Genomic DNA, 25,691 nt, shown 5'->3' with positions numbered 1-25,691 from the left:
CAAAAAGAAGATGTTCCAGACTTTTTAAATTTGAAACTTACTCCAGTAATGCATCAAATTGTCATTTGATTGATTTGAGTCGTGAAGAATAATTGAAAATTTGTTTATAACTAGCAAGTCATTTTAGGCTTCTATACTTTTTAATTGAGTATATAATTTTATAAACTCCTCCGGCAACAATGCTTCTGCCCGTTGGTCAAAATATTTTCCTTCCAGCAAGTTTATATTTTGTACGTATGATTTTAAATTATTGCGGAGCGTTTTTCGCCTGAACTGGAATGCGTGTCTAATCAGTTTCTGAATATTTTTAAACAACTGCAAATCCATCAAAGGCTCTTTTCTGCGGAGATGGACAACTGATGACATCACTTTTGGCGGTGGTTGAAAAGCACCGGGCGGAATGTCAAAACACTTCACCGGATCGTATAATAACTGGTTGAGTACACTGATCGAACTGTAATCTTTTGTGCCTGGTTTAGCAATAATGCGCATGGCTACTTCTTTTTGAAACATACCGATCATATGAGGAATGCGGTCTGCATTGAATAGCGTTTGAATGAGAATCTGTGAAGAAATATTATATGGAAAATTGCCACAGAGTATGAAATCCTGATCCGGAAATAATTCTTTGAGATTTATATCCAGAACATCTGCTTTCACGAGTTGTTCTTCGTTCAATATATGATGGGTCATAAGGTAAGCCTGCATGTCCCTGTCAGCTTCGATGCAACGTAGATTTTTACCCAAAACTAACAATCGTTTGGTGAGGGCTCCAGTCCCGGGTCCGATCTCTATCAAATTGGGCGTATCCCATACTTTTAGAATTTCGACCATTTTTTCCAGTACATTCTGGTCCTTTAAGAAATGCTGCCCAAAGGATTTTTTGGCATCGGGATATCTCATTGAGGATTGGTTGCAAAAACTGTCAGTTCAGTGATAAATCCACGATCGTGCATTTGCAACATGCTCAAAATGCTGTGTGCAATTTCTGCAGATTGCAACTTTGTTTCATTGAACGGCCGTTCGGGTCTTCCACTGTTGACTACAAAATCTGTCTGCACTTCACTGGGATTGATCTGCATGACCCGGATGTTGTATTTCCGCAATTCATTTCTCCAACATTCTGTAAGTGCGGTCAAGGCAAATTTGGAGGCACAATAAGCGCTACCTGCAGGAAAGCCTGATTTTGCTGCGGTGGAAGCTATATTTATGATATTGCCGTATTCTTTTTCTATAAAATATTTTGCTGATTCTTTGGCACAAGCGGTAGCTCCCAATAAATTGGTTTCGAGAAGCTGACGAAACTTATTTAAATCCAGATTTTGAATCAAATCAAAATAGCCATAACCTGCATTGTTGATTAAAACGTTGTAGCCACCGAAATGATCAATGACAGCCTGTATAAGATCTGTGACTTCATCTTCCCTGCTTACATCTGCCTGAATTGGGTAAGCTCCGCTTAATTGCGATGCTTCCATCAGTTTTTGTTTATTGCGCCCACAGATGGCCACCTGAGCGCCTTCGGAAACAAGGAGTTTTGCGGTCTCGAGCCCGATGCCCTGACTACCGCCGGTGATGAGGACAATTGCGTTTTGAATATCCATGTTATTATGTTTATTTGATGTATTTTAGAAACGTTAAACCAAAGGTCTTGTTTAAAAATGCAAAATTTCATGGGACCTTTATTATTTAAAAAATTTCATTATTGTATTTTTTAATGCCTGTGGCTGATCTGCATGGATCCAATGTCCGGCAGTAAGGATCGTTTCAAATTTTGAATTTGGAAAGGTGGATTTGAGTTCAATGATATCCAAATCAGTGATGTAATTCGAATGCGAACCCCTCACAAAACAAATTTCATTGAAGATCACTTTGTCAAATGTTATGGCTTTTGAGATTTCATGATAATTTTGATGCAGGACTTCCAAATTTAATTTCCAGTTGAATCGGCCCGATTCATCGCGATCCACATTTTTGAGAATAAATTGGCGTATCGAAAATTCTTGAATAGAATTAGAAAGAAAATGATCCAATTCTTGTCGCGTGTTCAATTGATGTAGAGGTAAATCCTTCATTGCTTCGAAAATATTGAGGTGAACGTCGGGATAGGCTTTCGGTGCAATGTCGAGAATCATCACTTTGTGCTGAGTCTGCCAATCTCTGCTGAGTAAATCCAAAATGACTTTTCCACCCATGCTGTGCCCCATAAGGTAACAATCTGGTATTTGATGAAAATGAATAAAATCCAGTAAGTCATCGGCCATGACGCGGTAGTTCATCGTTTGATGATGGAAGGACTTCCCGTGATTGCGGAGATCCACTGTGATGACCGTAAAATATTCGCTGAGCATTCGAGCCATGGATTGCCAGTTATCGAGGCAACCAAAGAGTCCATGGAGTATGATCAGAACATGACCACTTCCCTGTTGTTTACTATTTAAAATCCCGGCCTTCACTTTCAGGAGTCTGCTTATTTTTGTATTTTATGTCGTTTCACTTAAGTTCACCTTATCAGGCCACCGGCGATCAGCCACAAGCCATAAAACAGTTGGTTGATGGTATCAGGAACCATGATCGTTCACAAGTTTTGTTAGGAGTGACCGGATCGGGAAAGACCTTTACCATGGCCAATGTCATTGCACAGGTCGAAAAACCGACCTTGATAATGACGCATAACAAGACTTTAACTGCGCAATTGTACGGAGAATTCAGGGAATTTTTTCCGGACAATGCCGTCGAATATTTTGTGTCTTATTACGATTATTACCAACCTGAAGCCTACATATCTGTATCTGATACCTACATTGAAAAAGATTTGCAGATCAATGAGGAAGTGGACCGGCTGCGATTAAAGGCTACCTCTTCATTGCTTTCAGGCCGGAGAGATATTATCCTGGTAGCCACCGTGTCCTGCATATTCGGTATGGGGAATCCTGAAGATTATAAAACGGGAATTATCAGGTTAGAAAAAGGGCAAGTCATGCCGCGGAATGCTTTTTTATACAAATTAGTGGATATTCTCTACAACCGAACGGAAACCAGTTTGAACCGGGGTGAATTTAGGGTTAAAGGCGATACCGTGGATATCTATTTGCCCTATGCAGATTATGGATATCGCATCCATTTTTTCGGGGATGAAATCGAAAACATAGATCAGATTGAACTTACAAGCGGAAAGCGCATCATTAGCATGGATTTTGCTGCCATTTTTCCGGCGAATTTATATGTGGCCCCCAAAGACCGATTGAAAAACATCATTCGCTCTATTGAAGATGAATTAGAAGCACAACGGAAATATTTTGACAGCGAACGGAAGTATTTGGAATCAAAGCGGATCGTAGAGCGCACACAATTTGATCTGGAGATGATCCGCGAATTGGGCTATTGTAGTGGTATTGAAAATTATTCCAGATTTTTTGATGGCAGAATTCCGGGCACAAGACCTTTTTGTTTATTGGATTATTTTCCTGAAGATTATTTGCTCATTATTGATGAATCGCATGTAACCCTTCCGCAAATCAGAGGGATGTGGGGTGGTGACCGCGCGAGAAAACAAAATCTCGTTCAATTTGGATTCAGACTGCCATCGGCTTTAGATAACAGACCCCTTAATTTTGAAGAATTTGAACAACAAATCAATCAGGTGGTGTATGTGAGTGCCACTCCCGGAGATTACGAATTGTCCCAAACTGAAGGTGAATTTGTCGAACAGGTTGTACGGCCTACTGGATTGTTGGATCCGCCTATTGAGGTCAGACCTTCATTGCACCAAATTGACGATTTGCTCGAAGAAATCAGACTTCGAAAAGAAAAAAACGAACGAGTGTTAGTTACTACGCTGACCAAGCGAATGGCTGAAGAACTCAGCAAATATCTGCAGGGAATGGATATTTTATGCAAATACATACACTCGGAAATTGAAACCATGGAACGCGTAGAGATACTACGTGATTTACGCATTGGGGAGTTTGATGTGCTGGTTGGGGTTAATCTTTTGCGTGAAGGTCTGGACCTTCCGGAAGTTTCATTGGTGGCCATCATTGATGCGGATAAAGAAGGCTTTTTAAGAAATGATCGTTCCTTGACGCAAACCGCAGGCAGGGCCGCCAGAAATGCGAATGGCTTGGTTATTTTTTACGCAGATAAGATTACCCAATCCATGCAACGTACCATAGAAGAAACCAATCGACGCAGGAGCAAACAAATAGCTTATAACGAAGAATTTGGAATAACACCACGTACCTTGAGCAAGACCCGTGAAGAAATCATGCAGAAAAGCTCTATATTGGATATGAGAGGAAAAGATGTTAAAGCGTATTTTGAAAAGAAGAATCCTCTGTGGCGGCAGATCCACTCATTGCATTTATGAACAGATCCCAAATTGAAAAATTAATTGAAGAAGCCGAACGCAAAATGAAAGCAGCTGCCAAAGATTTAGATTTTATACAAGCTGCTGTACATCGCGATGAAATGAATGCATTGAAGAAAAAATTAAAAGAAGTCTTGCTTTGATATGACAAAATATTTTGGAATTTTATTTTTATACTTATCTGTTATAGTCGGTGCACAAGATCCGAAATCTTCAGTTCTCGTGCTAGGCATCAGTCAGGATGGAGGTTACCCACACATGGCTTGCAGAAAGGCCTGTTGCAATAATGCCTGGAATTCGGATTCTTTAAAACAGTATATTGTTTCTCTTGCAATAGTCGACTGGAAAACAAATGAATGGTGGTTGATTGAAGCTACGCCGGATATTGCCAGGCAAATACATTTGTTTCAGGAATTGACGCAAGGACAATTCCCATACATGCCACAGGGTATATTTATAACACATGCGCATATTGGCCATTATTCCGGATTGATGCAATTGGGTCGTGAAGTTTTAAATAGTTCTAAAATGCCGGTTTATGTCTTGCCTAAGATGAAGGCATTTTTAGAGCAAAATGGTCCTTGGAGTCAACTTGTAAAATTGGAAAATATTCAAATCGTCAGCTTAAATGCAGGCGAAGAAAAATTAGTAAGCCAAGACAATAGTATCACACCGTTTTTGGTTCCGCATCGCGATGAGTATTCTGAAACGGCTGGGTTTAGAATAAAATGTGGTTCGAGAGATTATTTATTTATTCCTGATATCGATAAATGGGAAAAATGGGAAATGGGAATTGTAGAGGAAATTAAAAAATCAGATGTTGCATTTATAGATGCTACATTCTATCATGAAGGGGAATTGACAAACAGAAGTTTGGAGGAAATACCTCATCCACTTGTTGTTGAAACGGTAAAATTATTTGAAAAAGAAGAAGCAAAGCATAAAGAGAAAATTAAGTTTATCCATTTTAATCATACAAATCCGCTACTGTGGTCAACAGATTTACAAAATCATATTAAATCATTGGGATTCCATATAACCATTCAGGGCCAATGGTATTGAACTTAAGTTAATTTATTTGTCAATCAATTTAGGAAAATCGATGAGTATTTTTGAGGCCATTATTATTGCGATCGTTGAAGGCTTGACAGAATTTTTACCGATCTCTTCAACAGGACATATGATCCTTGCATCAGCGTGTATGGGTTTGGAGAACACGGAATTTTTAAAAACATTTGAAATATCTATACAATTAGGGGCGATCCTCGCCATAACATGGATGTATGCCCGAAGATTTTTTCTCAATTTTGAACTCTATAAAAAACTCGTCATTGCATTTGTACCTACCGCGGTAATTGGATTTCTTGCCTACGATATCATAAAGACTTATTTATTCAGCACCACTGTTGTGTCGATCATGCTGATATTAGGGGGTTGCTTTTTTATATGGTTGGATCGGTTTATTGAAGGCAGAATTTCTAAAATAAATCAGCTCGAAAAAATTCCGGAAATTAATGCATTTTGGATTGGTGTGATACAGGGCATTTCTGTAATACCCGGAGTATCGCGGGCAGGAGCAACTATTGTAGGTGGACTCTTTAATGGATTTGATAAAAAGCAGGCCACGGAATTTTCTTTTCTTCTGGCGGTTCCTACCATGCTTGCCGCAACCACCTACGATTTAATCAAGACACAAATGATATTTACATCTGAGGAGATCAAATTATTATCGATAGGTATGGTCGTCGCTTTTTTTTCAGCCTGGATTGCTGTAAAATTTATGATCATGTTTGTGAGTCGATATGGTTTTGCTTATTTTGGTTGGTACCGCATTATATTAGGCTTCATTTTTTTGGGCCTCATTTATTTTGATGTTATTCAGTAATGAATGGTTTTTGAGCCAGCAGCAAATTCTTATTTTATAAGTTTGATGGCAAGCAATACGAATCAAAAGACTAAAGGCTTTTCCGCAATGAATTCTAATTGAACCTTGACCACTAACGCTTGACTCTTTATCCCTTGTCCCGTAAGGACAATATCTTGGTAGAAAAAAAACGATGCCATATTCGCGTGCCGTAGGTACGCAAGAGCATCCTATGGAATTGGAAGATCAAGACAACATTTCAAAGCTTACTTGTGAAATCAATCCAGCGTAAAAATTATGATAATCCGAATTTTGAAAAAAGTATAAATGGCATGCTCTTTCAAAGCTGACCTTATTCCATTGCTGGCAGTACAGAAAATCCAAGGATGGTTAATCGCAATCATGGGGAGAACTGATAAGGATCACATTTATGTATTAAAGCGTAATTTATCTTGGCGGCGATTAAAAATATTTAAATTTTAAGAAATGCCAACTCACAAAATGAAACCCGAGAGCCTGATGATGTCTTATGGCTACAGACCCGAATGGTCGGAAGGTGCCATTAAATGTCCTATATTTCAAACCTCTACATTTGTTTTCAGATCTGCGGAAGAAGGCAAGGCATTTTTCGAACTCGCATATGGACTTCGGGAAAGAGGGGAAGGAGAAAAGACAGGATTAATTTACAGCAGAATTAACAATCCCGATTTGGAAATACTGGAGAATCGATTGTGCTTATGGGATGAAGCAGAAGATTGTGCGGTATTTGAAAGCGGGATGTCTGCCATTACTACTGTTTTACTGGAATTTCTAAGACCCGGTGATTTATTATTATTTAGTACCCCACTCTATGGGGGTACGGATCATTTCATTCGCAAAATTCTCAATCAATTTGGAATTCATGTGTTGAGTTTTTCTGTTGGCCAATGTAAGGAAGAAGCGATGAAAATTGTGGAACAAAGCGGCCATGGAGATAAACTTGCGATGATTTATATCGAAACACCTGCAAACCCAACCAACGATTTAATTGACATTCGATGTTGTAAAGAAATTGCCCGTCATTTTTCAAAAAATGGTAAAGAAATTTATCTGACGGTGGACAATACCTATATGGGGCCTATCTGGCAACATCCATTAAAGCATGGAGCAGACTTTGTGCTGTATTCAGCAACCAAGTATATTGGCGGACACAGTGATGTGATAGCGGGGGCATGCCTGGGTTCAAAAGAACTCATGACCCGCGTAAAAGTGTTGCGAACCTTTTTAGGCAATATGGCCGGACCTTGGACCGGATGGCTCTTATTGCGAAGTCTGGAAACACTCAAAGCAAGAATGGATCTTCAGGCAGCCAATGCAGATCAGGTGGCGGACTATCTGAACACACATCCGAAAGTTGAAAAAGTTTATTTCTTAGGAAACATCAAACCCATTCATGGCGCCTTGTATGAAATCAAACAAAGACAATGTCTGAGTAATGGCGCGATGATTTCTTTTGACATCAAAGGCGGTGAAAAAGATGCTTTTAATTTTCTGAATGCGCTCCGACTCATTAAGCTCGCTGTAAGTTTAGGAAGTACAGAAAGTCTTGCAGAACATCCGGCCACGATGACCCACGCAGATGTAGCACCTGATGAGAAAATACAACTGGGGATCACTGAAAAAATGATCAGGCTTTCAATTGGAGTGGAGCATTATAGGGATATTATTTATGATCTTGAACAGGCTTTGGATAAGGTGTAGTTAAATCAAATTGCGACATCTGAATACATAAACAATTGTTAGTTCATTCAATAATTTAAAGCGAATGGCTATCGGCTACACGAATGTTTACTCAACTGTTCATAATCTTATCAATTTTTCGCTTTTCACAAGTCTACCCTGTTCAAATATTTTAACGACAAATACACCGCTTGAAACGGACCCAAGTTCAATGCCATTACTCCCTTCAAACAATCTTTGTATCAGGATCCTTTTGCCGGTGAGATTAAAAAGTTCCAGATGCATTTTTTCCGCATTATAATCTAATACATTGATGACAAAGTTTTCTTTGGCGGGGTTGGGAAATATTTCTATTTTGATAAAATTCTGATGACTGTTGAATGAAATTATTTTTTCCTTATTCCACTTTCAAAACTAACTTTGCAAGAAAAAATGTTGAAATCTAAAATTTTCCAACTTGCCGCAGTTAGTTTATTTTTTTCATGCTTGGGTATTTCCCAATCGCTAAACGAAAAATACGATTCCATTTTAGCTAAAAAATACGGCGCCGATGATTATGGTATGAAAAATTATATCCTCGTCTTGCTGAAAACGGGTACTGCTCAAATTCAAGATAAAGCTAAAGTTTCAGAATTGTTTGCGGGACATATGTCAAATATTGGAAAATTGGTAGATGAAAGAAAAATGATCGTTGCGGGTCCGCTGGCTAAAAATGAACTTTACCGCGGAATATTCATACTAGATATGACCGATCTTGAAGAGGCTAAAATTTTAATGGATACAGATCCTGCAATTAAAGCAGGATTACTCGAGCCCATATTGTTGAAGTGGTATGGCTCGGCTGCATTGCCTTCTTATTTGGAGAATGCTTTTAAAGTTGGGAAGTATCGTTTTTGAAAAGCGATACTCCCCATCATCTTAAACATGTTTTAGGATTATTTATTTCGGTTCCTGGTATTCCGAAAGGAGTTTGAAGCATTATTTGGAGGTTTAACTCCTAATGCTTTGACCTGAGATCTCAGTGTTTCTTTTTTGCGGTACACCTGATAGTCTTCGTATCCTTGTCTGACTCCTTTTATTTCCCAGTCAAAACTAAAGTTACCATCTCCGTTTTGCAATTCTTTGACTTTGAACCCATCGACATTTTTTTCGATAACAGCAAGACCGTAAGTAGAAGCTGAAAGGGAAGTCAATTGCACCGTCAATGATTGTGGATTGATGACTTTCCTGAAGTGATCTGAAAATTTTATGTAAGCTTCTCCATTCACCAAACTACCTGTGCCCCTTTCATAAGCCGCTGCTTCCGGACCTTCTACACAGGCATACCAAATCTCCTGTTGTGCAACTTCAGGATCATCCATCCTGAAAAATTTCAAATCTGCAAACATGACTCCATCACCCATGTTGTTCAAAGTAAATCCCGCAACATCTTCACCAAATCCGTCGCTAATGCCTATATAGGGGAATGCAGTTCCCAAAGAAGAATATCCTGCATACAAAATCCATTCGTCTGTATTTGAATTGTATAAAGTCAATTCACCGACAGAATTATAACCGTTGAAGGCAACCACTTCACGATTGGTTTTGGTAGAAAATAATCCAACATAAGGTTGCGTCTGATCACTGATCAATTCAGAAAAAGCTATTCTACCTTTTCCTGCTTTGTCATATGTAAATAACTCGCCACCCCATTGAGGAGTGCTTTCCATATAAAGGATGTCCTTATTTCCCTGATAAAAATACAAACCGCTGTCTCTTATTTCGATACCAGAATATTCAACCGGGCTGTCTTTTGATTTGCGGTAGATTTCAAATGCATCTCCAAACAGCTTAGAACCTCTGTCCGGATTAAACATGGTAATTCCAAAGACACCTGAACCTACATAACTGCCTATGGTCCTGGAAGCCCCATCGTTATTAAGTATTTCAAGATAGGCATAAGGAATACCTCCCAAACTATATTCGGATTTGAGTCCACCGAGATCCATACCACTTCCAAACATTTGTACACGATCAGCACCTAAAAAGACCTGAGATTTTGTGGCACCGGTACCGGAAGTAACATACAGGTTTTTGGGTTTCATGTAACTTGTATCCATGCCCTCCGTTGCACGTAATTCTTTTCGTGTATTCAAAATCGAATTGTTCAGCTGAACAGTTTGTATTGCAGGATCATCGACAATTAATTCTGTTCCTGATTTTCTCCAGTGAGAACTACCGGGGCTCGATGTTACAGGCATATGTTTCCATTCACCTTGTGAAAACACGAGGACATCACCTGAATCCGGATTCGTACTTGCCAATGGAAAACCATTGAGTTTTTGAACTGTTGGATTTGGGTAGCTTCCTCCCAGATCGCCTCCTGCAGCACTGTTTATTAATAAGTCATTGCCAGGATCGTTATCAATGTTTGCCGGAATCCATTGTGACCCATTCCAAACCAGTGCCTGATTTATGTTGGGTTGAATATCCAAAACAGCTCTGTTTTGCAAACCCGCAACTTTGGGATTTGGAAGAGCGCCTGACAAATCACCTCCGACATTAGAACCTATTTTAAGATCATCAGATGGATCCGGATCACCGGTATTATTGATTTTATTTCCATCAATCTGAATGCCCGGTCCGGCTTCGAGTTTCGTTTGACCTGCATACAATGCATAAGGTACGCTAAGAAATGGTGACACGCCTGAAAGTTCATAGTTGATACCACCATTTGGATCGATCTCCGTTTTGAGAAAAAAACTTCCGGCACTCCAGTTGATCTGGTCGAATCTTCCCGATAATGGAAATCCATATCCAAGTAATAAATTGACCAGACCGAATTCATTGCTGACTGCCCGGTGTTCTTCGCTATAAACGACTTGTCCGCCAGTTCCGCCTTGTAAAACGGAAAACCGAAAATTCACATTTTTTGTCGCGTGGGGTTTTCCGGATTGATCCCTTACGATGGTTTGAAAATTGAGTCCTTGCGGAACCTGCGCAAAAGTGCCGAGACTCAAACATGCGAAAAATAAATAAATTAAATTTTTAATGACGATTTCATAAAGATGATCTATTTTTTTTATTATGGAAAAAAAAACTAACGAACGTTTGTTAGTAGTATTAATTTTTAGTGATCAAGTACAGCTGTGGCGGACCCGTTGATTTTCCATTCAATTCAATCATATACACCCCCGGCGCAAAGGTTGCCAGATTCAACTCGCGATGTTCTACAATGCCAGCGGACAATACCCAACCCTGGAGGTTATAAATTTTAAAGGATATGTTGGAGCTTTCTTCATATTCGATTTTGAGAACATCCGCTACCGGGTTGGGATATAATTTGAAAGACCTTTTTAGCGGATCTTCTGTGAGCGTAATGACCACAGGGTCAGGTTGGATCACACCGGAGGTCGCAAACTGTGCGGGAGTGCCGCTTTTTAAAGTAATGGTTTGAACTTCACCAATGGCATAAGATGCTGAGTAGGCGGTATTTTTTATAAACCCACCACTCGCATCTAGGGCATTTTGCGATTGTAAATCTGACTGGACAAGCAAGCCAATCAAAATCAGTTGAATAGTCTTTTTCATATGCCAATACTATTACAGTATTTGTTTGAAATGGGTGACCGTCCTCAACGAGAGAAGTGATTTCTGTTTGCAGTGTCAGTAGGAGGGATAGGGTATTTTAATATGCTGCAGGGATTGTTTCCTGCTGATTTCCGCAGTTTAACATAGAATTCAAATTCTACATTCAGCTTTATAGCTTATAGCTTCATTTCTTTAGCCTTTAGCCTTTTGCCTTTAGCCTTTACTCTTTACCCTTTTCCCCAACCGCATATGCTTCATCATAAAAGCCTTCCACTTGGTTAGCACGAAAAACTTTTTGGCCAGTCTGCCATCATAATGTGTGACCTGAACTACTTTTTTATACGAAGAGAAATCTGAAGTAAATTCAATTTTTCTGTTTTGGTCTCTTAGTGCTTCGATGTATGCGTTTGGGAGTAAATAAAATCCATCCGGATCTTTTAAGGAAGTCATTGATTTTACGATTTGTCTGATAAAATCAATGCAATTGCGTGCTCTCAGCGAATAGGGCATCTGATCCCATTGTTGTATTAATTGCAGGCATTTCATAAATTCCGAGTCATTGACTTGAACTGCGAAACTATGTTGGTAGTCTGCACCCCAATCGTTGCGAATACTGCCATCCATATATCCCCATACGCCTTCTTTGCGAATTCCATTGCGGGGATAATACCCCCAAAAACCTGCAAGCAAATCGCCGGGATTTTTAGGATCTTCCTGGATCATTCCTACATAAATATGCCCGAACGATTGGCGCATCAAGCCATTAAAAAATCCTTCTTTTGCATAAATGACAAGCCATTGTTTCGAGTGGATTGTTGAGGATTGGAGCCCAAAATAGCATAAAACCACCAAAGTCCATTTGACCCAAGATTTGTTAAAACGCAATAAAAGAAGAGCAGCTCTTTGATTCATGATCTGAATTCTACGGGAAAATTACCAAAAATTTACTTTTTGTCAACATTTCTTCCATTTTTAGATCTATTAAAAGACGATTTATTGACTTTTATCATTGTTTAATAAGGCCCTTGACTTGCATTTTAAGCCTTAAATTTGACGCCTAATACAGTATTTATGATTTCTGAAGTCACCTATCAATCCACGCATAAAATTCGCATTCTGACTGCAGCCTCTCTATTTGACGGGCATGATGCGGCCATCAACATCATGCGACGCATTATGCAAAGCAGTGGCGTCGAAATCATCCATCTGGGGCATAACCGCTCGGCACTTGAAATCGTGGAGGCTGCCATACAGGAAGATGTACAAGGTATAGCAATTACTTCTTATCAGGGTGGGCATAATGAGTTTTTTAAATACATCTATGATTTACTCAAAGAGAAGGGATGTGGTCATATAAAGATTTTTGGAGGCGGCGGAGGAACAATCCTGCCCTCAGAAATTGAAGATCTGCATGCTTATGGCATATCTCGTATTTACAGCCCGGACGATGGAAGAAAACTTGGACTACAGGGCATGATCAATGATTTGATCAGGCAATGTGATTTCTTGACGTATTCCTCTTTGAATGGCGAAATGAAAGCCTCATTCAAAGGCGACATACCTGCCATTGCCCGATTGATTTCGGTTATTGAAAATGATGCAGAAAAAGCCACACAGCTGGTCAAGGAAATGGATAATACTCCATTAAGCCAAAAGATTCCCGTTCTCGGAATAACCGGCACAGGTGGTGCAGGAAAATCGAGTTTGGTGGATGAGCTGGTTCGCAGATTTATACTTGATTTCGGAGATAAACGCATTGCAATTTTATCTGTTGATCCTTCTAAACGAAAAACCGGTGGCGCCTTGCTGGGCGACCGCATACGCATGAATGCCATTCATCCTGAATTTCACGGCGGACGGGTTTTTATGAGATCACTGGCTACAAGACAGAGTAATCTTGCTTTGTCTCCACATATTCAAAATGCATTGAAGTTATTAAAAGCGTCTGCTTTTGATCTGATTATCCTGGAAACTTCCGGTATCGGGCAAAGCGATACGGAGATCGTCGATTTCAGCGATGTTTCACTTTATGTCATGACACCTGAATATGGAGCTGCAACGCAGTTGGAGAAAATAGACATGTTGGATTTTGCCGACATTGTTTCCATCAATAAATTTGATAAACGTGGCGCCATGGATGCGCTTCGCGATGTGCGCAAACAATTTCAACGCAACCACAAAGCATTTGATAAGTCACCGGATGAGATGCCTGTTTTCGGAACAATTGCATCTCAATTCAATGATCCGGGAACCAATCTTTTATATAAAAAACTGGTCTCGCTAATTTCCGAAAAAACTGCTGTGTTATGGGAATCAAATTTAAAATTGCCAGTCGGAGAATCAGAAAAAATTTATATCATACCTCCTTCAAAAACCCGCTATTTAAGTGAAATCTCGGATAACAACCGCAACTACGATAAATGGGTAGATAAGCAAGCGCAAACCGCCAGCGAACTTTACTCCTTGCATACAGCAAAACAATTATTGCAAAATGCAAATGCGAATTTTGAATCTGTCGAGCAACAAATCAAGGAAAGTGAATTGCATTTAGAAGGAACTTGCAAGATTATTTTAGAGAAATGGGAAGACAAAAAAAATGCTTACAAGCAGGATGTTTATATTTATAAAGTAAGAAACAAAGACATCAGTGTTCCAACATTTACTAAATCGCTATCACATTCGAAAATACCCAGAGTTGTGCTTCCGAAATATAAGGATTGGGGCGACATTTTGCATTGGGTGCATCAGGAAAATGTTCCTGGTGAGTTCCCCTATACTGCAGGAGTCTATCCTTTTAAAAGGCAGGAAGAAGATCCGACGAGAATGTTTGCAGGTGAAGGCGGACCAGAACGCACCAACAGAAGATTTCACTATTTGAGCTTGGATATGCCTGCCAATAGACTTAGTACAGCCTTTGATTCGGTTACCCTATACGGAGAAGATCCCGATCATCGTCCAGATATATATGGAAAAGTTGGAAACAGCGGTGTCAGCATTTGCAGTCTCGATGATGCCAAGAAACTATACAGTGGATTTGATTTGTGCGATCCAAAAACATCCGTGAGTATGACCATTAATGGTCCGGCAGCGACCATATGTGCATTTTTTATGAATGCAGCCATCGACCAGCAATGTGAACTATATATTCATGAGCATACATTAGAATCCAGGGTAGAAGAGCAATTGAAGATCAAATACGATCAAAAAGGAATCAAAAGGCCCAGCTATCTGGGGGAATTACCACCGGGCAACAATGGATTGGGATTGATGTTATTGGGAATTACAGGAGAAGATGTTCTGGAAAAAGAAATTTATGAAAAACTCAAAGCAAAAGCATTGAGTTCGGTAAGAGGTACTGTACAGGCAGATATCCTCAAAGAAGATCAGGCACAAAACACTTGTATTTTTTCAACAGAATTTTCGCTCAAACTCATGGGCGATGTTCAGGAATATTTCATTCAAAATAAAGTTCGCAATTTTTATTCTGTTTCTATCAGCGGTTATCACATTGCAGAAGCGGGGGCAAATCCCATTTCGCAATTGGCTTTTACCCTTTCCAATGGATTCACTTTTGTAGAGTATTATTTATCCAGAGGGATGCATATCGATGATTTTGCACCCAATCTTTCTTTCTTTTTTTCGAATGGGGTAGATCCTGAGTATGCCGTTATTGGACGCGTTGCGCGTCGTATATGGTCTAAAGCTATGAAATATAAATATGGTGCGAACGAGCGAAGCCAAATGTTGAAGTACCATATACAAACATCGGGGAGATCATTGCATGCACAGGAGATTTCATTCAACGACATTCGCACTACGCTTCAAGCGCTTTACGCTATTTATGACAATTGCAATTCATTACATACAAATGCTTATGATGAGGCAATCACCACGCCTACTGAAGAATCCGTGCGAAGAGCCATGGCCATTCAGTTGATCATCAACAATGAACTAGGATTGGCTAAAAATGAAAATCCCTTACAAGGTTCATTCATCATTGAAGAGCTCACGGACCTTGTGGAGGAAGCAGTGTTGGCAGAATTTGATCGCATCACAGAAAGAGGTGGCGTATTAGGGGCCATGGAGACCATGTACCAGCGCAGCAAAATCCAGGAAGAAAGTTTGTATTACGAAACCCTCAAACATACGGGCGAATACCCGATTATTGGAGTTAATACATTCTTATCAAAAGATGGATCACCAACGGTACTTCCACGAGAAGTCATCCGGGCTACAGAGTCTGAAAAGGATGATCAGATTACTTCATTAAATGAACTTAAACAAGCAAATGATAATAAGTCTCTGACCAGCTTACAAAAATTACAGGAAGCAGCCTTGCATAATTCCAATATGTTTGAATCATTGATGGAAGCGGTGAAGACTTGTTCGCTCGGTCAAATCACCACGGCGCTGTATGCTGTCGGAGGAAAATACAGACGGAATATGTAAAGTGGATGGATTATTGATTATGGAGTATAGATGATGGATGATAGATTGGGGATGATAACTAATATATGTTAGTTTAATTTTCATACAACATGATGAATGGTATATTTTCTGATGGCATAAAAAAAGCCCGGAAGATGTTTCCGGGCTTATAAAATGTAGATGCAATTTTTATTTTAAAATTTCCAAGCGTTGAGTAATTTTTGTCTTTCCGTCTGAAATTTGAAGTATGTAAATTCCATTTCGGAGATGTAAGAGCGGAACATCTATATACATTTCATTTTCTCTTGGATCCAATTTGATTTCAAGAACTTTCCTGCCAAATAGATCTGCAAGTAATAATGATTTGCTTACGAATTCGAATCCGCTGATTTTAACTTGGATAAATTCTGTAGCCGGATTGGGTGAAATCATTAAAGTATGAACTGAAGCATGGGTTTCTATTTTCTGAATCCCGTATGCATCTGAAACGTTTAATGATTCATTCATGTTTTTGTCAGATTTTCGGAGTGAATTATTTGACTTTGTAGAGAACCAACCATCAATAATTGCTGATGTTGTCGCAGAACCACATTTAGAACGGATTTGGTAATGGTGCAATTTGCCAGAGGGCAAAGCTGTGTAATGGTATTCTTTCGAATTTCCATTACCGGTCACCCAACTTGACCAGCTTGACCAAACACCTGTACTTACTTCGTGACGAATGCGCAACTGATATTCTGTATTGCAAGGAGTCCCTGCGCTCCATTTTATCTTTGCAGATGTTTCTGTTGTGTCTTTAACAAATACATTAACGGGTGCTCCGCAACTATAGGCCAGGACTGTAACTTTTTGATTACAATTGCTTTTATTGTTGCTGGAATCTTTTGCTGTCCATTTTACAGTTTGCACTCCAAGATCAAATTGATTGGGTGCATTGTTGGTTATTGCGCCGCTAATTCCACAATTATCGGAAGCTGTTGGGTTGGCTAAATTTACCAAAGCTTTGTCAATTTTGCATAGTCCATTTGGTGTAGTAACGGTGATATCTGAAGGGCAATTGATACTTGGTTTTTCTAGATCCTGGATGTTGATGGTAAAGGAGCATGTACCCGACTGATTATTGCTTGCGGTCACTGTCCACAAAACTGTTGTAATTCCTTTGCTGCATATTTTTCCAGCCAAACTTCCGGATTGCGTTCCTGTGTTTGCGCCTGTCAATATACAAGATTCTGATTTTTTACTGCAATTGTCCTGGAAAGTAGCGTAAAATTCTGATCCATTGGCCGTATAGGTACACATACCTATAAATGTGTTTCGAATTTGGTTTTGCGGGCACGTAATGATGGGTAATAAGGTATCCAATACAGTAACCAATCCTACACAACTCGATGAGTTCCCGTTATGGTCGGTAACGTATAAAACGACTTCTACAACTCCCGTATGATGACAGAATAGTTGATCAATGCTTAAATCCAAATCATCAAGGCCACAGGCATCTGAAGAACTATGGTTAAGCTGAGCAGGTGTGATGTCAACGGTTCCCTGACTATTTAAATAAACAGCAGCATTATTACAGATGGCTTGTGGTTTAACCGTATCATATATACTCACTGTAGCGCTGCAGGTCGATGAGTTGGAATGTAAATCCGTAACCGTTAGTATTATAGTTTCGCTTCCGACATCTTCACAGCTGAAACCAGACTTGTTTAAATTGAAGGACAACATTCCACAAACGTCAGATGAATTATTATTAATATTTTCAGCATCAAGTTCAAATGAACCGGCTGAATTCAAATATATATCAAAATTGTTGCAATAGGCCTGAGGTTTAAACGTATCCTGAACGGTGAGTGTAAACTGACAAAAAGATGAATTTTGAAATGCATCTTTTGCAATCCATTGGATGGTTGTTTCACCAACATTAAAAACGGTATCCCGCAAACTTGTCAGACCGGTGCCTGAACTTGCACCGCTAAATGAAAATTCAATGGTGGTCACTGCACAATTGTCGCTGCTTGAAATATAGTCAAACTCCGTATTTTGAGCTTGGTAAAAGCATTGATTTGAAGTTGTATATTTTACAATCGGTGGAGGACAACTTATGACGGGATTTACGGTGTCCTGTAATCTAAATGAAATATCATTGCCGTCGCCACCTTTATAATTGATGGCATATGTGAACCCATTAAATGATATCGTATCACCTGAATTCGGCAAGTCTAAAAACCTGCCTTTAATAGAATCTGTGCTGTTGTTTTGCAAAATGATAAATTCATAACAATTGATGTTTGCTCCAATCAATGTAACACTAACTCCGGTATCGATGGTGATCTGACCATTAATGCGGACCTGGTCGTAGCCGGATCCGGCATCCATATCTGTTAATTCAAAATCGAGATTTGTATTCTTGAACGCCACAGGATAATCAAATTCAATTTGGCCGGGACTATTACCCGGAGCTACTCCATATTTTTTTCGGCATTGTTCATAAGCAATTTTATCTGTTGACTTTAGAGCTGCACATGTTTCAATTCCTGGTGAATTATTAGGAGGTGCATTAGTTCCAATTTCCGGATCACAGGCTTTGGTTTTAGTATTGTATATATAACCCTTCCCACAACTTGGTGGCGGTGGTACATTTGGTGATGGATCCGGTTTCTTAGCTTTTCCGGATCCTGCCATTTTTCCATTTCCTCGCACAGTAGTATTGGCCGTTACTTTTCTTTGCATTTGTGGATCTCCTTGATAAGAACCGAGGTCCAAAATTCCTGATTCCACAGCAAGTGTATCTGCCAGAAGATCGGTCATTAATTCTGTTTTGGCTGTATCCGATTTATTTATTTTTAAATAACCCTGATTTTTCATAGCATTGCTTGTAATCTGCGATTTTTGGTTTCCGGTAATTTCCGTTTTGGAATCGCCTTTTATATGGGCATCGCTATGATAATCTCCCTTTACTTTTATCGACTTCTCCGGGCCTTTTAATTCGATAGTATCTCCAGCGTAGGTTAGATCTTTTTCAATATGTAAATCTTGCTTAATGCTTAATTTGGGAGTTGTAATTTGTATTTTATCTATGTCTCCTCCATAATCAACGCTGACTTCTTTTTCATCTTCCAGTGAAACCGCACTACCGTTTTCTGATTTGATGGGGGTATTATTTCCTTTGAGTTCTGCTTTTTCGTTGGGATCAGCATTTTTGATTCGCAAGTAATCATCGAGCCGCATATAGGAACCTTCGGGCTTGTTGACTTCCAATTTATGAAGTGCACCGGGACCGGAAATAATTTGCAGACTATCGCCTTTCATAACTACAAATGCAGGGCCTTTCAGATTTTGAGTATTGACCACCAAATTTCCTTTGTTGTTGAGTTTAGTACCGGGCGGGGCATCCATTTCGAGAAGTTCAGCGTGGAGCACCAACAAAGAATCCACATTTAAATCCTGTTTCATCATGAGTTTAGGAGTCTTGGCTTCGACGCGATCAATTTTACCCTGATAATCGACTTCAACTTCTTTTTCATCTTCCAGTGAGACCGCACTACCGTTTTCTGATTTAATAGGCGTATTATTTCCTTTGAGTTGTGCTTTTTCGTTGGGATCAGCATTTTTGATTCGCAGGTAATCATCGAGCCGCATATAGGAACCTTCGGGCTTGTTGATTTCCAATTTGTGAAGGGCACCGGGACCGGAAATAATTTGCAGACTATCGCCTTTCATAACTACAAAAGCAGGGCCTTTCAGATTTTGAGTATTGACCACCAAATTTCCTTTGTTGTTGAGTTTGGTACCGGGCGGGGCATCCATTTCAAGAAGCTCAGCATGGAGTACCAACAAAGAATCCACATTCAAATCTTGTTTCATCATGAGTTTAGGAGTCTTGGCTTCGACGCGATCAATTTTTCCCTGATAATCGACTTCAACTTCTTTTTCGTCTTCCAGTGAAACCGCACTTCCATTTTTACTTCTAATGGGCGTATTATTTCCTTTGAGTTGTGCTTTTTCGTTGGGATCAGCATTTTTGATACGCAGATAATCGTCGAGGCGCATATAGGAACCTTCTGGTTTGTTGACTTCCAATTTATGAAGTGCACCCGGACCTGAAATAATTTGCAGACTATCGCCAAGCATAACGACAAAAGCAGGCCCTTTCAGATTTTGCGTATTGACCACCATATTGCCCTTGTTATTGAGTTTGGTACCTGCAGGCGCATCCATTTCGAGAAGTTCAGCGTGGAGCACCAACAAAGAATCTACATTTAAATCCTGTTTCATCATGAGTTTAGGAGTCTTGGCTTCGACGCGATCAATTTTTCCCTGATAATCGACTTCAACTTCTTTTTCATCTTCCAGTAAAACAGCACTACCGTTTTTACTTCTAATGGGCGTATTATTTCCTTTGAGTTGTGCTTTTTCGTTGGGATCTGCATTTTTGATTCGCAAATTATTTTCCAGGTCAATCTTTCCGCTAGGTTTATCAACAACTAAATGATGAACGGATCCATCCCCTTTTATTTTTTGATCCTGGCTACCTTGCATTTTTACTTTGCCATCTCCACGCATTGGGGGATTATTTAATTCGGCATCTCCTTCCAGCTGAATTTCTTTTCCTCCCTCCAGGTTATTCATTTTTTTAATTTTCAACAGCGTTTTGACGATGAGATGATTGTAGAGTATTATTTTACCGGTATCATCGGTTTCCATTTCTAAGGTACCTATGATATCCTTGATATTAATAATTGCATTTCTGTAAAACTTAAGTGTCGCACTATCTGCTTTTAAGGATCCTTCTTTCAAGGCTTTGAGTTCGCCTCCAATGATTGATAAAATCTTGTTTCCTAATTTTATTGTAACATCTGCAACACTATCAATAACTAACGATTGTATGGTTAAATTTTTATCTAAAGTGATTTGACCGGATGAAGTACCCATGATTTTTATTTGATCGGTTGAATCCGGCAAACCATCCTCATCAATATTGGTAGACAGGCCAACTGACCTCCAGAAGCTCGTATCACTAGCGTTTTTATTACCTATATTGATATTGTTTAGTTCTATAACTGTTATGGTTTCAAATACTTTCATTGGGATCGTTTTGGATACAGAACAACTGGCTTGTTGGATGGTCACAGGTAAATTATAATTACCAACCTGAGTTGGTGTTCCATTAATGATTCCATTTGTACTATTTAAAATTAATCCTTGGGGGAAGCTGTCCAAAACAACCGACCATTTAGGCGTTGTCATTCCAGTTTGCTTTAAGGTGTCCAGATATGGTTTATTAACAAATGCAGAATCCATACTGACATTTAGTATGCTTGCATTTGGATTCGGATCAACGGTTAATGTTCTGGTAAATGTTGGCCCTTTACATGTATTAGCTGTTGCATTTATTTTATAAACAGCATTGACCTGATTTGATGTGGTATTGATCAATTTTTCCTTTATTGTATCACTGGTTTGATTCGAAACAGCAGCATTGCTGATTCCTGTCACTAGAGCCCTTGACCAACTGTAAGTTGCACTGACATGAGAACAGCTTATTGCATATTTTTGGGAAACATTGCTGCATATCGTGTCTAAAGCAACACTGGTGATGAGGACAGGATCTGCAGTTTCCTGAATTTCGTAAGGACCCAAATCTATCGTAGATTCGAAAATGCGAATGTTGCTCTGAATATCTTTGCTTAAATTATTGAAAGTATTCTCACCGGCATTTAATAATTGGCTGCAGGATTTTAGGATCAAACCATCATCTGTGCTAAACCACTGATCATCTGCACCATCCGGATCGGCTATATTTTGAAATGCGGGATCATAATTGAAAAAATTATTGGCAGCAGAAATATCGTTTAAAAATTCCGCTGTTTCATAATTGGTATTATTGAAGGCAAATTGCAAATCTGTATTTTCAACAGAAAAAAAGGAAGCGAATGCTCCCAAATCAGCAAACTTAGTAGTTTTAACTCCGTTGATTCGATTATCTCTAAATATGCAATTGCGAACAACTGTTGACTTTGTAGGATCATTATTGAATACGCCGAAAATGGCTCCTCCGCTTCTTGCGCAGTCGTTTTCTACAAATGTGCAATTGATAAATTCAGGATAGGAATTGGATTCATTAAACACTCCACCGCCTTCGTCATTGGTATCGTTGTTGTAGATAATGGCATTGATAAGCTTTGGAGAAGAATTGTTATTATAGAGTCCTCCACCATCATCACTGCTGAAATTATTTACGAGAGCTATGTTTTGGTAAATTGTATTTGAAAATGCGTTGTATATCCCACCACCTTCAGATCTTGCTGTTGATTTTGATTCTACGGTAAGATTGGTAGCAGTATTCGCTCTACCATTCCTGATGACAAATCCATCCAGCAAAGTGGTATTATTATCAGAAACGGATAGCACGACATGATAGGCATTGTCCGAGACGTCACCAAGAGTGCCTATATCGCCATCCAGAATAGAAATCTGTAAGCTCAAATTCCTTTCTGACAGATTGGTTTCTGTGCCGGCAAATGATCCATATACTTTGACACCATTTTTTAGATAGAATGTAAAATCGCGTGGTGCATTTGTAGTTCCATCTGGTTCATATAAGGGATAATAAGTACCGGCGGCAACCCAAATCTCATCTCCGGCTGAGGAAGCATTGATCATAGCTTGTATGTCATTTGAAGCATTGGCCCAACTACTCCCGTCTTCAGATCCGGTTGCTATAGGTTTGACATAACGAATCGCAGCCAGGCAATTACTTGAAATTAGCGAAATTAAAAGCAAGATGTTAAAAATGGGCAATAAATGAATTGTCCTTAATTCTAGCTTTCCAGAAACAATGCTTAAAAGAAACTGTGACTTTTTCACGGCGGCTGATTTTAGATGTGAATTGATGAATTTCATAAAACAAACCTATGGCCTAGGATTTTTGGAAAAGAATGGAGTATTTAGAAGCCCTGTAAAAGTCGAAGAATGATGGTTTGGAGTAGATTTAGAAATTCGAAGTAAATTATTGTTTAAATTTATGCATCAGCCTTATGACCGAATTGAAGTATATTTTAGTTGATGACGATCTGGTTTTCAGGGAGTTGACCTTGCAATATTTAAGCATGATTCCAGGCTTGGAATTGCTTGGAACCTCTGATAATGCAATTTCTGCCCGTGAAATGATCTTGATGCAACAACCGGATATGATGATCCTGGACGTTGAGATGCCCGGTTTGACCGGTCTTCAGTTGCTCAGAAGTTTAAATAAAACCCCGCTCACTATTTTTATTAGCAGTTATCCTCAATTTGCGGCAGACGCCTTTGAGGTTGATGCAATTGATTTTTTAGTCAAACCCTTTTCACCTGAGCGATTAATCAAAGCTGTTGACAAAGTCAGAATGTTGTATGAAATGCGCAAGCAAGATGAAATGGCCGATCAGATTCCAGCGCATAATGAGGACAGTTTTTTTATCCGGGAGAAAAGTGCATATGTTAAGATTTTATTTCAAGAGGTTCTCTATATAGAATCCATGGCTGATTTTGTAAGTATTTTTTTAAGCAATGGGTCCAAAAAAATAGCATTGGTCGGATTAAAAACATTGGAACAACAATTGCCCGGACATTATTTTATAAGAATTTCACGAAGCCACATTATCAACAGATCCAAAATCACAGCTGTTGAAAACGCAATGGTTTACATTGATAAACTAAGACTCCCTATTGGGAAATCGTATTCAGAGGAAGTTGTTCAGGCTATTATTGGAAATTCTGCTATAAAGAGATTTATTTAAATGATGCAAATAAGATTGCTTTACTTCATTGTTATTTTTATTCTTTGCTTTGAGAATAAAAACATTTCCCAATCTCATGAAACCTTGGATAGTTTGTTGAGGATGGTGAATGAGGAGCTGATCGATTCCGGACAGATGTTTATTCATCGGGAGATTGGGGATTACTATATGAATAATAATGCCAGCAAGGCTATAGACTATTTTGAAAGGGCTCGTCAAATAGCCAGCGCTCTGAAATTAAAAACCAACGAGGCTGCAAATCATTATTCTATTGCATATTGTTATATTATAAAAGGTGATTTTGATCATGCATTAGAAAATTATCTGCAGGCCGTCAGAATTTATGAAGAATTAGGGCATAAAAGAAGGCTTACAAATGCTTATATAGCTGTGGCCACACTTTATGCAGATTACAATAAATTAGACAAGTCAAGAGATTACTTTAGTAAGGCCGAACGATTGATTGAAATCACTCAAGACACTTTTGAATGGTTAACTTATCTTTCAGAAGTGGGTATTATATTTTACAAACAATCCAAGTATGATTCGGCTATCATTTTTCTAAAAAAGGCACATAATATAGCCGTGCTGTCAAATGATAGCTATTTGATTCCGACCACTTTGGTTAATTTGGGATTAATGTACAAGAAATTAGGTGATAATGAGCAAGCTTTGTATTATACAGACAGTGCATTGCATGTATTTATAAAAATGAAGTCCAGTAGCCATTCATTTGCAACTGTGTACAATAATTTTGGATCTATTTATGCGCAGGCTGGCCAAATTGAAAAGGCCAAAGAGGCCTTTCATGAGAGTTTGCGCTATTGTTTTGAAAGCAATAGCAGATTGATAGAAATGGAAAATTATCTGAACATGTCAGATATGTTCGAAAAAATCGGTGATTGGAAAAATCACAGTTATTATCTTAAAAAGCATTTTGGATTAAAAGATAGCATTTTTACAGCAGACAATAAATACAAACTAACGGAACTCGAATCAGATTATTTGCTGGAAAAGAAAAATAAAGAATTGTATCGTAAAGAAGCTGAGGTAGCTAAACAACGGACTGCGCGAAATTTATTTATTTTTATTGCGATAGCCGGATTTCTGTTGTTAACTGTAATGATATACGCTTATATTAAAATTGAGCGCAAGAAAAGAATAGTTGAGGAGCAACGCGATTTAATCACGTATCAAAAATCTGCACTTGACGAATTGAACAGTTTGAAGGATCGTTTATTTTCCATTATCAGCCATGACCTCCGCAATCCGATCATCACATTGAGATCATACTTATTGCTATCTGATAATGAATCCCTCACTGCAGATAAAAAATTGCTTTTTAAAAATCAAACAATGCAGGCGGTCACTCAAACAGGTGAACTGCTTGATAATCTCCTGGCCTGGGCTAATATGCAGTTAAAAAATACTGAGGTAAATATCGTGCCGGTTGATTTAAAAGAATGTGTGGATGATGTCATATCTTCATTGCATTTGCAAGCTGCTCAAAAGAAAATTCAAATCAAAAGCCGTATTCAGGAACAAATGGTTCCTGCAGATGTGGATATTCTTTCTATCGCTTTGCGAAATCTCATTACCAATGCAATTAAGTTTAGCAGGGAACATCAGGAAATATTAATTACTTCAAAAAATGTAGATCAGAAAATATATATAAGTGTTCAGGATTTTGGGCTTGGTATGTCTTTAGATCAAATAGAAAGAGTTAAAAGTTATGCCAGCAAAAGCTCAAAGGGAACACACGGCGAAAAAGGTAGCGGCCTCGGTATTTTTTTAATTTCAGAACTTCTCCGTAAATTGAATGGTACACTCCAGATTGAAAGTAAGGAAGGGGAAGGAAGTACATTTACAATAGAATTGGCATCATTTGTCTGAATATAAATGAAATTGTGTTGGAATCATTAAATATTTATATGGGATCCAGAATTAAAAATGTCATTAATTC

General features: G+C 38.9%; 15 protein-coding genes and 1 pseudogene. 8 read left to right on the top strand and 8 right to left on the bottom strand.

Features of this window, described 5'->3' with window-relative positions:
• Positions 1-123 precede the first annotated feature (123 nt).
• The 3 genes from rsmA to IPM92_14790 form a co-directional block, all read right to left on the bottom strand.
• Entirely contained in the window at positions 124-903 is a 780-nt protein-coding gene (gene rsmA, locus IPM92_14800; protein ID MBK9109598.1) for a ribosomal RNA small subunit methyltransferase A, read from the bottom strand.
• The gene (locus IPM92_14795; protein ID MBK9109597.1) at positions 900-1,604 is read right to left on the bottom strand and encodes an SDR family oxidoreductase; all 705 of its coding nucleotides are present in this window, start codon (positions 1,602-1,604) and stop codon (positions 900-902) included. The genes rsmA and IPM92_14795 overlap by 4 nt, the downstream gene beginning before the upstream one ends.
• 81 nt (positions 1,605-1,685) lie before the next feature.
• Entirely contained in the window at positions 1,686-2,456 is a 771-nt protein-coding gene (locus tag IPM92_14790) for an alpha/beta fold hydrolase (GenBank protein MBK9109596.1), read from the bottom strand.
• A gap of 29 nt (positions 2,457-2,485) precedes the next feature.
• Here IPM92_14790 and uvrB point away from each other — a divergent pair.
• The 4 genes and pseudogenes from uvrB (at position 2,486) to IPM92_14770 (ending at position 7,973) form a co-directional block, all read left to right on the top strand.
• Positions 2,486-4,512: pseudogene (gene uvrB, locus IPM92_14785) on the top strand (excinuclease ABC subunit UvrB).
• A gap of 1 nt (position 4,513) precedes the next feature.
• Entirely contained in the window at positions 4,514-5,431 is a 918-nt protein-coding gene (locus IPM92_14780) for an MBL fold metallo-hydrolase (protein MBK9109595.1), read from the top strand.
• Positions 5,432-5,471: 40 nt separating this feature from the next.
• Positions 5,472-6,254: an undecaprenyl-diphosphate phosphatase gene (locus tag IPM92_14775; GenBank protein ID MBK9109594.1), complete on the top strand. Its 783-nt coding sequence runs from the start codon at positions 5,472-5,474 to the stop codon at positions 6,252-6,254.
• A gap of 465 nt (positions 6,255-6,719) precedes the next feature.
• Positions 6,720-7,973: a cystathionine gamma-synthase family protein gene (locus IPM92_14770; GenBank protein MBK9109593.1), complete on the top strand. Its 1,254-nt coding sequence runs from the start codon at positions 6,720-6,722 to the stop codon at positions 7,971-7,973.
• Positions 7,974-8,072: 99 nt separating this feature from the next.
• On the opposite strand, the gene IPM92_14765 is transcribed toward IPM92_14770, so the two are convergent.
• On the bottom strand, positions 8,073-8,342 hold the full coding sequence (locus tag IPM92_14765) for a T9SS type A sorting domain-containing protein (protein ID MBK9109592.1): 270 nt from the start codon (positions 8,340-8,342) through the stop codon (positions 8,073-8,075).
• A gap of 42 nt (positions 8,343-8,384) precedes the next feature.
• Here IPM92_14765 and IPM92_14760 point away from each other — a divergent pair, with 42 nt between their 5' ends.
• On the top strand, positions 8,385-8,849 hold the full coding sequence (locus IPM92_14760; protein MBK9109591.1) for a hypothetical protein: 465 nt from the start codon (positions 8,385-8,387) through the stop codon (positions 8,847-8,849).
• Between the two features lie 38 nt (positions 8,850-8,887).
• On the opposite strand, the gene IPM92_14755 is transcribed toward IPM92_14760, so the two are convergent.
• From IPM92_14755 to IPM92_14745, 3 genes are all read right to left on the bottom strand, one after another.
• Positions 8,888-10,951: a hypothetical protein gene (locus tag IPM92_14755; GenBank protein ID MBK9109590.1), complete on the bottom strand. Its 2,064-nt coding sequence runs from the start codon at positions 10,949-10,951 to the stop codon at positions 8,888-8,890.
• Between the two features lie 103 nt (positions 10,952-11,054).
• Complete coding sequence (locus tag IPM92_14750) at positions 11,055-11,522, bottom strand: T9SS type A sorting domain-containing protein (GenBank protein ID MBK9109589.1); 468 nt, start codon at positions 11,520-11,522, stop codon at positions 11,055-11,057.
• A gap of 213 nt (positions 11,523-11,735) precedes the next feature.
• A complete protein-coding gene (locus IPM92_14745; GenBank protein ID MBK9109588.1) occupies positions 11,736-12,434 on the bottom strand; it encodes a hypothetical protein in 699 nt (232 codons plus the stop codon).
• Between the two features lie 159 nt (positions 12,435-12,593).
• On the opposite strand from IPM92_14745, the gene IPM92_14740 reads away from it, so the two are divergent.
• On the top strand, positions 12,594-15,971 hold the full coding sequence (locus tag IPM92_14740; protein MBK9109587.1) for a methylmalonyl-CoA mutase family protein: 3,378 nt from the start codon (positions 12,594-12,596) through the stop codon (positions 15,969-15,971).
• Positions 15,972-16,139: 168 nt separating this feature from the next.
• Here IPM92_14740 and IPM92_14735 read toward each other — a convergent pair whose 3' ends face one another.
• Positions 16,140-22,817, bottom strand: coding sequence for an HYR domain-containing protein (locus tag IPM92_14735; protein MBK9109586.1), 6,678 nt, complete (start codon positions 22,815-22,817; stop codon positions 16,140-16,142).
• Between the two features lie 170 nt (positions 22,818-22,987).
• On the opposite strand from IPM92_14735, the gene IPM92_14730 reads away from it, so the two are divergent.
• Both IPM92_14730 and IPM92_14725 read left to right on the top strand, forming a co-directional pair.
• A complete protein-coding gene (locus IPM92_14730; GenBank protein MBK9109585.1) occupies positions 22,988-23,728 on the top strand; it encodes a response regulator transcription factor in 741 nt (246 codons plus the stop codon).
• Positions 23,729-25,621 carry a tetratricopeptide repeat protein gene (locus IPM92_14725; GenBank protein MBK9109584.1) on the top strand — a complete coding sequence of 631 codons (1,893 nt, stop codon included), beginning with the start codon at positions 23,729-23,731 and terminating at the stop codon, positions 25,619-25,621. It begins immediately after the preceding gene.
• Positions 25,622-25,691 lie beyond the last annotated feature (70 nt).

This window comes from Saprospiraceae bacterium, from assembly GCA_016719615.1.
GTDB lineage: Bacteria > Bacteroidota > Bacteroidia > Chitinophagales > Saprospiraceae > Vicinibacter.
The sequence above is the reverse complement of the archived record's forward strand: the minus strand, read 5'-3'. Positions and strand labels throughout refer to the sequence as shown.